The sequence below is a fragment of the Microbacterium sp. Cr-K20 genome (genome assembly GCF_000708325.1).
Lineage (GTDB): Bacteria > Actinomycetota > Actinomycetes > Actinomycetales > Microbacteriaceae > Microbacterium.
In genome coordinates this window covers 442,635-454,943 of sequence record NZ_JARE01000047.1, presented here as the reverse complement: position 1 = coordinate 454,943, position 12,309 = coordinate 442,635, and the positions used below count along the sequence as shown (strand labels likewise).

Sequence of the window (12,309 nt, the reverse complement as noted above, 5' to 3'; positions counted from 1 at the left end):
CGAGGGGGAGCGTCAGTTCAGGGCGTGCAGTGCGGCGACGGCCTGCGCGCCGCGATCCACGTCCCGGAGCGCCGTCGACATCAGGTATCCGTCGGTCAACGCGTCGCCGGTGACCATCACGCGCACGAGCTCCACCCCGCAGGCGCGACGGACCTCCTCGGCGCTGGCTGCGATCACGCGCGCGTTGATCTCGTCGTTGTGCGGCAGCTCCGTGCCGTCGAGGCCCCGGATGACGTCTCGCAGGGCAGCCCCGACGATGTTCGAGGCGCGTTCCTTGACGTTCACGACGTCGAGCTCGAAAACCCGGAGATCGCGTCCCGTCGGTATCGGGCGCCATTCGAACGACGCGTGCACGCGATGCTGGTGTCCGCTCGCACCGCCCATCTCGCGGACGGGCAGGTCGGTCGCCCGGCAGCGCACATCGATGAGTCGATACCAGTAGAACAGGGGGAAAGCGCCATGTGAGCCGGGGTCGAGGACGACGACCTCCCCGACAGCCCCGCCGCGAGCGGTCGGACGGCGCTGCGGACGGTTGCGGATGATGGGCTTGCCGTTTCGGGTCCGGATCGCGGCCCAGCCTTCATCGACCGTGACGACGAAGAGCTTGAGGAGCGCGGGAAGGACCAGGAGCAGGGTGAGAACCGCTGTGCCGGTCTTCAGGAGCCCCGACATCCCCTTGCCGCCCAGCATCGTGAAGAGCATGTCCATGACACCACTGTGCCGGGTCGCGGCGTGCCGGCGCGCCATCGGGCGCCAGGCTTCGGGGGAGTTCATGCGCTGTTCGCCACGCGTTCTCCGGGTCGCTGTGCGGTGGATACGCGGCGGCTCGGAGCCGCCCGGAGACAGGCTCAGACGAGGTCGGCCACGGTACGGGCGACGACGGCCTCGACCCCGGCATGACAGCGTGCGCGATCGGCGTCCACGAGGCCGACCCGCGTGCGGCGGTCGAGGACATCCTCGACGGTCATCGCCCCCTCGACCCGCACGGCGAACTCGACCTCGGCGGTGCTCAGCCCCGTCGCGTCGTCGAGTAGCTCTCCGGAGTCGGGCACCACGCGATCGACGAGCCGCACAGACGCCGTCCGACTCGGTGCCGCCTGGAGGCCGCGGGTCCGGGAGACGAGATCGACGGCATCCTCGGCCATACGTCGATAGGTCGTCAGTTTTCCGCCGAGCACGGTGACGAAGCCTGAGGCGGATGTCGTCACCAGGTGCCTGCGCGAGACGTCGGCGGTGGAGGCCGTGCGGCTGTCGACCAGCGGCCGCAAACCCGCGAACGCGCCACGCACCCGATCACGTCCGACCGGTGCCGTGACCACGCGGTTGAGGCTTCTCAGCAGGAAGTCGATCTCCGGCTCGGTCGGTTGAGCGACTCGGGGCACGGCACCGGGAGAGTCTTCGTCGGTGAGCCCGACGATCACGCGGCCGTACGCCTGCGGCAGCGCGAAGACGTAGCGGCTGATCGAGCCCTCGTGCGGAATCGTGAGTGCCGTCGACGAGATCCCGAGGTCGGCGGCATCGAGCACGATATGGGTTCCCCGGCTCGGACGCACGCCGATCGCCTCGTCGAGCGCACCGGCCCAGACACCCGTCGCGTTGACGACGGCACGGGCGCGGATCTCGAACCGCTCGCCCGTGATGGCTTCTTCGACGGCGGCACCGTCTCCGTGCAGGGTCATGGCTCGAACCCGCGTGAGTATGCGGGCGCCGAGGGCCGCGGCCGTGCGGGCCACGGTCGCCACGAGGCGCGCGTCGTCGACCAGCTGGCCGTCGTAGGACAGCATTCCCCCGCGCAGACCATGACGATCGAGAGCGGGCACGAGCCGGAGGGCCGTGCGTGCCCTCACGAGGGTAGGGGCAGGCAGCACCGAGCGTGGTGTGCGTGCCCGCATCCGGAGCAGATCGCCCATTCCCATGCCGACGGCGCCCGCGGTGCGCTGCCGGAACGTCACGTCGCGGGAGAAGGGCAGGAGCTGCCCGAGCGGGCGGATCAGATGCGGGGCGATCGTGGTCATGAGGAGATGGCGCTCGTGTGCGCTTTCCCTCGCAGTCGCGACGTCACCCGTGGCGAGATAGCGCAGGCCGCCGTGCACGAGCTTCGAGCTGAAACGGCTGGTCCCGAAGGCGAGGTCCTCGGCTTCGATCAGTGTCACGCTGAGGCCGCGGGATGCCGCGTCGAGTGCGGCTCCCACGCCCGTGATCCCGCCTCCGACGACGAGCACGTCGACCTGCTCATCGGCCGCGTGCATGAGATCGATCCTCCGTCGCGCGACATTGAGCGCGGATGAATGCCCGGTCATGGGCGGAGCAGCCCGTCGAGTGCGGCTCGTAGCTCACGTTCCCACGCGTCTTCCGAGATGAGGTCGGCCACTGTTGCGTGGGAGAGGACGGCGGACTGCGCGATCAGCAGCAGCATGACCGCGATCTCCTGCGGTGCGCCCTGTCTCACCGAGCCCTCGGTCTGTGCGGCGTCGATGGCGGTGGCGAGCCATCCGAGGATCAGGCGCTGGCTGGATCCGACCCGCTGCAGGGTGTACCGCGTGAAGGCTTCGGGCTCGTCGGCGAGCAGACGCCTGTAGAGGGCGTCGTTCCGGAACAGCGTCGTGAAACGCAGCACGTCGTCGACGAGAGCGGTCCTCGTACGCGCATCGGCCGAGAAGGTGCGGAGTATGCCGTCGACGCGGCGCAGCAGAGCTGCTCTGACGACATCGTCGGCATCGCTCCAATTGCGATAGATGGTCGGACGGCTGAGATCGGCGCGCCGGGCGAGCTCGGCGATCGTGACGCCGTGCACGCCCCGGCGCTCGATCAGCGCGTCGGCGGCATCGAGGATCCTCGTCTGCGTCGCGTCCCACAAAGGTTGACGTTCTTCCATGATGTGTCACACTGTAACGCATGGGCCAAGACAATGGCAGGGTCGATGCGGACCCGTCGATGAGATGGAACGGTTGGGGCGATCCGGCCAAGGCTAAAGAACTTCCCCTGCCGGTGCGCGCACTGCTGCCGATACTGCTGGGACGCGTACGCAGACCTGCAGCGGCCGTCGAAATCGAGGACGTGCGGTTGGCGCCATCACGGTTGACCGCTGAGGACCACGCCGCGCTGTCCGCAGCTGTCGGCCCCGCGCACGTCGACGTCACGACAGAGGCACGGATCCGTCATGCCGGTGGGCGTTCGACGCCGGACCTCCTCCGTCGCCGTGAGCCCGATCAAGACGCCCCGGATGCGGTGGTTCGTCCCGCCCATCACGACGAGGTCCGGGCGTGTCTCGACGTCGCGGTCGCGCGGGGGATCGCGGTCATCCCGTTCGGCGGCGGTACGAGCGTCGTCGGCGCACTCGACCCGGAGCGGGGAGCGCATCATGCGGTCGTGAGCCTCGACCTCCGGCGTCTCAGTGGTCTCGTGAGGCTCGACGAGGTCAGTGGCGAGGCCGTGCTCGCTGCGGGGACGACGGGGCCGGAGGCGGAAGCGCTGCTGTCCGCGCACGGGCTCGAACTCGGACACTTCCCGCAGAGCTTCCGCTACGCGACAATCGGAGGCTTCGCCGCCGCACGCTCGTCGGGACAGAACTCGGCGGGGAACGGCCGCTTCGACACCATGGTGACCGGCATCAGAGTGGCGACCCCGACCGGTGACATCGAGCTCGGACGATCGCCGGGTTCCGCCGCCGGGCCCGACCTGATCCGGGTGTTCCTCGGGTCGGAGGGCATCTTCGGTGTCATCACCGAGGTGCGGGTGCGGGTGCATCCGATCCCGCGCGAGCGCGTGTTCGAGTCGTGGTCGTTTCCCGACTTCACCAGCGGGGTCGAGGGTCTGCGGCGAGTGGCGCAGCAAGGCAACGGCCCCACGGTCATCCGGCTGTCGGATGAGGCGGAGACGGCAGTGAGCCTCGCCCAGGTCGGCAAGATCGGGAAGGTCCTCGCGAAGGGCGCCAGCGTCGTCACCGTGTACGAGGGCGAGGGGATCGATGAACGCCGGACCCGTGTCAGCGCGCACCTCGCTGTCGCCGGTGGCATCTCGTCGGGGACGGGCCCGGCGGAGGATTGGCTGAAAGGCCGGTTCGACGGTCCCTACCTGCGGGATTCACTGCTCGACGCCGGGGTCTTCTGCGAGACGCTGGAGACCGCGACGACCTGGACGAATCTGCAGACGCTGCGGTCAGCCGTCGAGACGGCGCTCAAAGGCGGCTTCTCCGCGGCCGGGGCGAAATCGTACGTCATGTGCCACGTGTCGCACATCTACCCGACCGGAGCGTCGCTCTACTTCACGGTGCTCGCCGGCGTCCGCGCCGATCCGCTCGGGGCGTGGGAACCCGTCAAGGCGCGAGTCAACGACGCGATCATCGCCGCCGGCGGCACGATCAGCCATCACCACGCGGTCGGTCGGGATCACGCCCCCTGGCTGAGTCAGGAGATCGGTGAGACCGGTATGCGCATCCTCTCGGCGATCAAACGCGAGCTCGACCCGGCGGGCATCCTGAACCCCGGCGCCGTGATCCCCCTCGAACGGAACGACTGACGTGGCCGCGCACATCGCGGTGCTCGCAAATCCATTCTCCGGCAAGGGCCGGGGTGGGAGAGCAGCCGACGCCGCCGTCCTGCACCTCCGAGATCGCGGTGCCGAGGTGCGTGCCTACGCGGGCGCGTCCGCGGCCGATACCGCCCGGCTCGCTGTCGCAGCTCTGGTGGACGATCCGCGTGCACTGGTGGTGGTCGGCGGCGACGGCACGCTGTCGGGCATTCTCGACACGGTGTGTGCGTCAGCCGTCCCGGTGGTCCTGATTCCGGCCGGCACGGGGAACGACCTCGCGCGTGCTCTCGGATTGCCGCGAAACGATGCTGCTGCGGCCGCGGAGCTCGCACTCAGGGGCGTGCCACGACGGATAGACGTCGGTGAGGTCACGACGACAACCGGAAGACGGAAGTTCCTCACGATCGCGGCGTTGGGATTCGATGCGAAGGTCAGCGACCGCACCAACCGGCTCCGTTGGCCTCACGGTGCACCGCGCTACTACCTCGCGCTGCTGATCGAACTCGTGCGTCTGCGACCGATGGACTTCACACTCGCCGTCGACGGCGAAAAGCCCACGCGATCGTCGGGCACGCTCATCGCCGTCGGCAGCACATCGAGCTACGGTGGCGGTATGCCGATCTGCGCGGGCGCAGTGCCGGACGACGGGCTGCTCGACATCGTGCACGTCGCTCCGCTCGGCCGACTGCGGTTGCTGCGGCTCTTTCCGCTGCTGCTGCGGGGGACGCATCTGAGTCGACCGGAGGTCGTCCATCGCCGAGCACGCACCGTGACGGTCGCGGCGCCCGGCCTCGTGGTCTACGCCGACGGTGAGCGGATCGGTGAAGATGAATGCACGATCGCGGTGCTGCCCGGAGCGCTGACGATGCTGGTCCCGGGGGAGAGCGATGACTGACTTCGACGAGGACGTCGTGATCGTCGGCTCCGGGTTCGGCGGGTCCGTCGCCGCGCTGCGACTGACGGAGAAGGGGTACCGGGTGCGCGTCTACGAGGCCGGCCGCCGCTTCGAGGACGAGGACTTCGCGAAGACGAGCTGGAATCTGCGTCGCTACCTGTGGGCGCCGATGCTCGGATTCTTCGGCGTGCAGCGCATCCATCGCCTTCCCCACGTGATGATCCTGGCGGGTGCGGGCGTGGGCGGCGGGTCGCTCAACTACGCCAACACGCTCTATCAGCCGGGCCCCGCCTTCTTCCAGGACGTGCAGTGGCGGGGTATCGCTGAGTGGGAGCCGGAACTGTCGCCGCACTACGTCACCGCGAAGCGGATGCTCGGCGTCGTGGAGCACTACCCGCACACCGGACCTGTCGAGCGGATCATGGCCGGGGCTGCCGAGGATCTGGGGGTCGGCTCGACTTTCCGGCGGGCCCCCGTCGGGGTGTGGTTCGGGAAGCCGGGGGAGCGTGCGCCCGATCCGTTCTTCGACGGCCAGGGACCGGATCGCACCGGCTGCACACTCTGCGGCAACTGCATGGTGGGCTGCCGCGTGGGCGCGAAGAACACGCTGATGAAGAACTACCTCGCTCTCGCGGAGCGTCGAGGCGTCGCGATCGAGGCGCTGCGCACGGTGACCGAGGTGCGTGAACTCCCCGGCGGCGGTTTCGCGGTCACGACGCAGCAGAGCGGTGCCTGGTTCCGTCGCGCGCGCCGGACGGTGACGGCAGAGCAGGTCGTGTTCGCCGGCGGAACCTGGGGCACGCAACAGCTGCTGCACCGGATGAAGGCGTCGGGCGCGCTGCCACACCTATCCGATGCCCTGGGGCGTCTCACCCGTACCAACTCGGAAGCACTCGACGGTGCGGTGGCGACGAGGGTTCCCGAATCCCTGCAGCTCGCGCGAGGCATCGCGATCACCACCTCGTTCCACGTCGACGAGCGCACCCACGTCGAGAACGTCCGCTACGGCCCGGGTTCGAACCTGATGGGTGCGCTGGCGACCGTACTCGTCCCCGGCGATCGTCGCCTCGGCGTGCGTCTGCGCAGCCTCATGACACAGGTGCTCCGCTCTCCGGTACGGCAGTTCCGTCTCGGGAACCTCAGACGGTGGAGCGAGCGCGGAATCATCGCGCTCGTGATGCAGACGGCGGACAACTCTCTGACCCTGTCCCTGCGCAGGCGCTTCGGTCGACTCGTGATGACCAGCGCACAGGGACACGGCGAGCCGAATCCGAGCTACCTCCCTCAAGCGCACAGCGCCGCTGCGGCGATTGCGGCCCGGGTCGAGCAGGAGGGGGGAGAGCCGGCGGAGGCACGCGGATCCTGGCCGGAGGTCTTCGGCATCCCGCTCACCGCGCATTTCCTCGGCGGTGCGGTGATCTCTGCTGCGCCCGAAGACGGCGTGGTCGATCCCTATCACCGCGTCTGGGGGTATCCGGGGTTGCACGTGGTCGACGGTTCGGCTGTGCCGGCGAACCCCGGCGTGAACCCCTCGCTCACGATCACCGCTCTGGCCGAACGGGCTCTGTCGTACTGGCCGCGTCGCGGCGAAGCGGATACCCGCCCGTCGCCGTAGGCGGCTGCCTCCGGAGACGACGAAGGGGCCGCATCTCCCGATGCGGCCCCTTCGGGGATGATGATCAGCGGTGCTCGACGCCCCGGATCTGCGGCGTGTGGAACGAGCCGCCGAAGGCCCGCTCGGAAGCACCTTCGCGGTCGAGATACGGCGACGCACCACCGTCGATGAACGGCCAGCCGGCACCGAGGATCAGGCAGAGGTCGATGTCTTCGACCTCGGGCACCACACCCTCGTCGAGCATCAGCTTGATCTCCTGTGCGAGGCCGTCCTGCACGCGCTGCAGGATCGTCGCCGCGGAAGCGGGAGACTTGCCCACGGCGGGCTTCAGGACCTTCTCGGCCTGCTTCGTCCAGCCGATGACGCGCCCGCCCTTGTCCTTCTCCACGACCGCGTCGAGCTCGGCGAGAGCGTGGAAGTTCTCGTTCGCGTAGAACCGGTCGGGGAACGCCTGCACCATCGTGTCCTGCACGTGAGCGGCCACCTTCCAGCCGACCAGGTCGATCAGCTGGAACGGACCCATCGGGAGCCCGAGCGGACCGAAGGCCTTCTCGACATCCGCGATCGGAGTGCCTTCGTAGACCGCACGAGCGGCCTCGCCCATGACCTTGGCGAGAAGGCGGTTCACGACGAACCCGGGCGCATCAGCGGTGAGGACCGCGTTCTTGCCCAGGTTCTTCGCCACGACGAACGCCGTCGACAGTGCCGCCTCCGACGTGGTCGGCGTCTTCACGATCTCGATCAGCGGCATCACCGCGACGGGGTTGAAGAAGTGGAAGCCGACCAGACGCTCGGGGTGTGCGAGCTTCGAGCCGATCTCCTCGACCGACAGCGACGAGGTGTTGGTCGCGAGGATGGCATCTTCGGCGATGATCTGCTCGATCTCCCCGAACACCTGCTGCTTGACGCCGACCTCTTCGAACACGGCCTCGATCACGAAGTCGCAGTCCGCGTAGAGGCTCTTGTCGGTGGTGCCGGTGACGAGGGCGCGCAGCTTGTTGGCGGAGTCGGAGTCCAGACGACCCTTGGCCTCGAGTTTGCCGATCTCCTCGTGGATGTAGGCGACGCCCTTGTCGACGCGCGCCTGGTCCAGGTCGGTGATGAGCACGGGCACCTGGAGCTTGCGCACGAAGAGCAGCGCGAACTGGCTCGCCATGAGGCCGGCGCCGATGATGCCGACCTTGGTGACCTTCTTCGCGAGCTGCTTGTCGGGAGCGCCGACAGGTCGCTTCGCCCGCTTCTGCACCAGATCGAAGGCGTACATCGACGCGGCGAACTGGTCGCCCGTCACGAGTTCGGCGAGAGCCTCGTCCTCGCGGGCGAAGCCCTCGGCCTGGGTGCCGCTCTTCGCCTTGTCGAGCAGTTCGAGCGCGGCATAGGGCGACTTGGGCACGGTGCCGATCTTCGACTCGAGCATGCCGCGCGCCATCTTGATGGCGATCGGCCACTTGGTGAGGCGCTCGATCTTGCCGGGCTCGTTCTTGCGCTCGACCTTCTTGCCGCCGAGGACCGCATCCGCCCAGGACAACGAGTTCTCGAGGTAGTTGGCCGCGGGGAAGATCGCATCGAAGATGCCCAGATCGAACGCCTGCTGCGGCTTCAGCATCCGGTTCTGCTTGAGCGGGTTCGAGATGACGACCTCGAGGGCGTTCTCGATGCCGATCAGGTTCGGCAGCAGGTAGGCGCCACCCCAGCCGGGGATGATGCCGAGGAAGACCTCGGGGAGTGCGACGGCCGCGGCGGAGGAATCGACCGTGCGGTAGCTGGAGTTCAGCGCGATCTCCAGGCCGCCGCCCAGGGCGAGGCCGTTCACGAAGGCGAACGACGGCACCCCGAGGTCGCCGAGCTTGCCGAGGACCTTGTGACCCAGCTGCGCGATCAGGCGCGCGTTGTCGCGAGAGCCCACCTTGCTGATGTCGGACAGATCGGCGCCGGCCGCGAGGATGTACTGCTTGCCGGTGATGCCGACGGCCTGGATCTCGCCGTTCGCCGCACGTGCCTTGAGACCGTCGAGGGTCTCGCCCAGCTGCGTGAGAGTCGCCGGACCCAGCGTGTTCGGGCGCGTGTGGTCCCGACCGTTGTCGAGCGTGATCAGGGCGAGCACCTTGCCCGAGGTCAGGCGGATGTCGCGCACAGGCGACTGCGTGATGACCTCGCCCTCGGTGAGCGCCTGGATGGGGGAGAAGTCGATGTCGTCGTAGTTCGTCACGTTCGCGCTCACTTCTTCTTCTTGCCGTCGTAGTGCGGGTTCTCCCAGATGACCGAACCGCCCTGGCCGAGGCCGACGCACATCGCGGTCAGACCGTAGCGGACGTCGGGGCGCTCGGCGAACTGCGCCGCGAGCTGGATCATGAGACGCACACCGGAAGCCGCGAGCGGGTGCCCGAGCGCGATCGCGCCGCCCCACTGATTCACGCGGGGATCGTCGTCGGCGATGCCGAAGTGGTCGAGCAGCGAGATCACCTGGATGGCGAACGCCTCGTTCAGCTCGAACAGGCCGATGTCGGCGATCGTCAGACCGGCCTTCTTGAGGGCCTTCTCGGTCGACGGGATCGGGCCGATGCCCATGATCTCCGGCTGCACGCCGGCGAAGGCGAACGAGACCATCCGCATCTTCGGCGCGAGTCCGAACTCTTTCACCGCGCCACCGCCGGCGAGCAGCGACATCGTCGCGCCGTCGGTGAGGGGGGAGGAGGTGCCCGCGGTGACGCGCCCGTGCGGACGGAACGGCGTCTTCAGCGCCGCGAGGTCCTCCATGGTGGTCTGCGGGCGACGACCCTCGTCCTCGGTGGCAAGGCCCCAGGCACCGTCGGCACCCTTGGTGGCCACGGACACGAGGTCAGGCTGGATCTTGCCGGCGTCGTAGGCGGCCTGCACCTTGTGCTGGCTGAGCATCCCGAACCGGTCGGACCGCTCCTTGGTGAGGTGCGGGAAACGGTCGAAGATGCGCTCGGCGGTGACACCCATGTTGAGGGCCCCCGGGTCGACCATCTTCTCGGCGACGAAGCGCGGGTTCGGGTCGGCGTTGCCGCCGATCGGGTGATGCCCCATGTGCTCGACTCCGCCGGCGAGGGCGAAGTCGTACATGCCGACGCCGATCGAGGCGCCCATCGTGGTGACGCTGGTCATCGCGCCGGCGCACATGCGCTCGACGGCGAGTCCAGGGACCGTTTGCGGAAGCCCGGCGAGGATCGCCACCGATCGGCCGAGGGTGAGGCCCTGGTCGCCGGTCTGGCTCGTCGCGGCGATCGCCACGTCATCGATGCGGTCGGCCGGGACGGCAGCGTTGCGCTCCATCAGGCCGATGGTCGCCTTCACGGCGAGGTCATCCGCGCGGGTGTTCCAGTACATGCCCTTTTCGCCGGCGCGCCCGAAAGGGGTGCGTACTCCATCGACGAAGAAGACGTCCGAGATCTCGGCCACTCTGCCTCCAAGTTAGTGCGTGGCCTCAGTCTATGAAGCCCGCGAAACAGGGAGGAATCGGTTGGGTCGAACCTACGAAGCGTCCGCCGGGGTGGTGTCGGGCGATTGCGCCGCCTCTACAAAGGCGTCCGCGATCTTCTGTGCAGTCTGTGCAATCTGCCAGGGGCGCGCGCCGAGTGCGGCGAGGGCTGCGGCGATCTCTTCCGGAGTCTCACCGGGAAGATCCCACGCGACGCGACGCAGGTACTCGGGCGTGAGCAGGTTCTCGGTGGGCATCCCCAGTTCTTCGGCAACCGCTTCGACGACCGGACGCGCGGCCTTCAGGCGGGCATCGGCTTCCGGATTCCGGTCCGCCCAGGCACGCGGAGGCGGAAGGGTGTCACTCGGCACGCGCTCGCGGGGCAGATCCTCCGATGCGCGGCCGTCGACGATCGCCTGCCACCAGCGGTCGAGCTGGCTGCGGCTGGCGCGGCCCTGGAACTCCTTGACTCCGGCGAGCGCCTGCTTCGACGTCGGATTCGCCATGACAGCCGCGACCAGCGAGCGGTCGGGCACGAGCCTGCCGGGAGAGACGTCCTGAGCCTGCGCGTAGGCCTCTCGGGCCTGCCAGAGGGAGCGGGCCACGGCGAGATTGCGGGAGCCGCGCACCTGGTGCAGTCCACTGAGTCGACGCCACGGATCCTCGCGCGGCGGCTTCGGAGCCCGGGCGAGGGTCGCGGCGAACTCCTCGGCGGCGAAAGCGGTCTTGCCCTGCTCCTCGAGCTCCTGGACGAGGACGTCTCGGACATCGATCAGGTGGAGCACGTCGAGAGCCGCGTACTCGAGCCACGAGTCCGGCAGCGGACGCGTCGACCAGTCGGATGCCGAATGCTCCTTCTTGAGGACGATGCCCAACGTGTCCTCGACGACCGCGCCGAGTCCGACGCGCTCATGGCCGAGCAGTCGGGAGGCCAGCTCGGTGTCGAAGATCACCGGCGGCTCGAGGTGCAGCTCGCGCAGCGACGGCAGGTCCTGGCTCGCGGCGTGGAGCACCCACTCGACGTCGCCGATCGCCTCCTGGAGCGGGGCGAAGTCGCCGATCGCCGGCGGGTCGAAGAGGAAGACGCCCGCATCGCGGCGGAAGACCTGCACGAGGTAGGCCCGCTGCGAGTAGCGGAAACCGGACGCACGCTCGACGTCCACGGCGACGGGGCCGGTGCCGGCGGCGAGCACGGCGCAGGCCGCGCGGAACTCCTCGGCATCCGAGATCACGGAGTATTCAGTCACGTACAGCCTTTCGCGCGCCGATCACGGCGATGCCCTCGGAGCCGGGCGGAAGCCCCGCCAGCATTCCGACCAGCTCGGCCCATGCTTCGACGTGCGGTCGGAACGGGCCCTCCGGAGTCCAGGACGCCCGCAATTCTATCTGGGCACCGTCGCCTTCGACGGCGAGCCCTCCGAAACCCTTCGACAGAGTCTTCGTCGAGGTGCCCGATGCCGAGTGATAGACGGCATCGCGCGAGTCGAGTGCATCGACCAGCCAGGACCACGTCACGTCGGCCAGAAGAGGGTCGGTGCCGATCTCGGTCTCGAGCGGCGCCTGCGCGAAGATGACGATGCGCCACGATCCTCCCCACGCGCCCGGCTCGTCGGGATCGTGCAGCAGCACGAATCGGCCGGTGCCGTAAACGGACTCCCCGTGGTCCTCCGGCCGGACGTCCGCGGCGAGCGCGAGGGCGAACGGAGCGAGGCCCTGGGGGGTGGCGATCTCGCGCACCGTGATGTCATCGCGGAACGTGGTCTCGCGCAGCTCAGCCACAGCGCTGTCGAAGGGTGTCCCGGCTTCGGGGTGTGCGGTCACGGCAAC

10 protein-coding genes are annotated in these 12,309 nt (G+C 68.7%); 3 read left to right on the top strand and 7 right to left on the bottom strand.

Annotated features, from left to right (window positions below):
* Positions 1 to 12 precede the first annotated feature (12 nt).
* The 3 genes from GZ67_RS0110365 to GZ67_RS0110355 form a co-directional block, all read right to left on the bottom strand.
* Positions 13 to 774: an SPFH domain-containing protein gene (locus GZ67_RS0110365; RefSeq protein WP_231481762.1), complete on the bottom strand. Its 762-nt coding sequence runs from the start codon at positions 772 to 774 to the stop codon at positions 13 to 15.
* Between the two features lie 74 nt (positions 775 to 848).
* Positions 849 to 2,249: a glycerol-3-phosphate dehydrogenase/oxidase gene (locus GZ67_RS0110360; RefSeq protein ID WP_231481760.1), complete on the bottom strand. Its 1,401-nt coding sequence runs from the start codon at positions 2,247 to 2,249 to the stop codon at positions 849 to 851.
* Between the two features lie 47 nt (positions 2,250 to 2,296).
* The gene (locus tag GZ67_RS0110355) at positions 2,297 to 2,875 is read right to left on the bottom strand and encodes a TetR/AcrR family transcriptional regulator (protein WP_051662457.1); all 579 of its coding nucleotides are present in this window, start codon (positions 2,873 to 2,875) and stop codon (positions 2,297 to 2,299) included.
* Between the two features lie 203 nt (positions 2,876 to 3,078).
* On the opposite strand from GZ67_RS0110355, the gene GZ67_RS0110350 reads away from it, so the two are divergent.
* From GZ67_RS0110350 to GZ67_RS0110340, 3 genes are read left to right on the top strand one after another with little or no spacing between them, the layout of a single operon-like run.
* A complete protein-coding gene (locus tag GZ67_RS0110350) occupies positions 3,079 to 4,518 on the top strand; it encodes an FAD-binding oxidoreductase (protein WP_231481758.1) in 1,440 nt (479 codons plus the stop codon).
* Between the two features lies 1 nt (position 4,519).
* Positions 4,520 to 5,425 carry a YegS/Rv2252/BmrU family lipid kinase gene (locus GZ67_RS0110345; protein WP_029263274.1) on the top strand — a complete coding sequence of 302 codons (906 nt, stop codon included), beginning with the start codon at positions 4,520 to 4,522 and terminating at the stop codon, positions 5,423 to 5,425.
* Positions 5,418 to 7,040, top strand: coding sequence for an FAD-dependent oxidoreductase (locus GZ67_RS0110340; RefSeq protein ID WP_029263275.1), 1,623 nt, complete (start codon positions 5,418 to 5,420; stop codon positions 7,038 to 7,040). Before GZ67_RS0110345 ends, GZ67_RS0110340 begins: the two co-directional genes overlap by 8 nt.
* A 64-nt stretch (positions 7,041 to 7,104) precedes the next feature.
* Here the strand turns inward: GZ67_RS0110340 and GZ67_RS0110335 are convergent, their stop codons facing one another.
* The 4 genes from GZ67_RS0110335 to GZ67_RS0110320 all read right to left on the bottom strand — a co-directional run bounded on the left by GZ67_RS0110335 (position 7,105) and on the right by GZ67_RS0110320 (position 12,303).
* Positions 7,105 to 9,249: a 3-hydroxyacyl-CoA dehydrogenase NAD-binding domain-containing protein gene (locus GZ67_RS0110335; protein WP_029263276.1), complete on the bottom strand. Its 2,145-nt coding sequence runs from the start codon at positions 9,247 to 9,249 to the stop codon at positions 7,105 to 7,107.
* 8 nt (positions 9,250 to 9,257) lie between these two features.
* Positions 9,258 to 10,463, bottom strand: a complete 1,206-nt coding sequence (locus tag GZ67_RS0110330) for a thiolase family protein (RefSeq protein WP_021200670.1) — start codon at positions 10,461 to 10,463, stop codon at positions 9,258 to 9,260.
* Between the two features lie 72 nt (positions 10,464 to 10,535).
* A complete protein-coding gene (locus tag GZ67_RS0110325; RefSeq protein ID WP_029263277.1) occupies positions 10,536 to 11,729 on the bottom strand; it encodes a ribonuclease D in 1,194 nt (397 codons plus the stop codon).
* Complete coding sequence (locus tag GZ67_RS0110320) at positions 11,722 to 12,303, bottom strand: DUF3000 family protein (RefSeq protein WP_029263278.1); 582 nt, start codon at positions 12,301 to 12,303, stop codon at positions 11,722 to 11,724. The genes GZ67_RS0110325 and GZ67_RS0110320 overlap by 8 nt, the downstream gene beginning before the upstream one ends.
* Between the last annotated feature and the right edge of the window lie 6 nt (positions 12,304 to 12,309).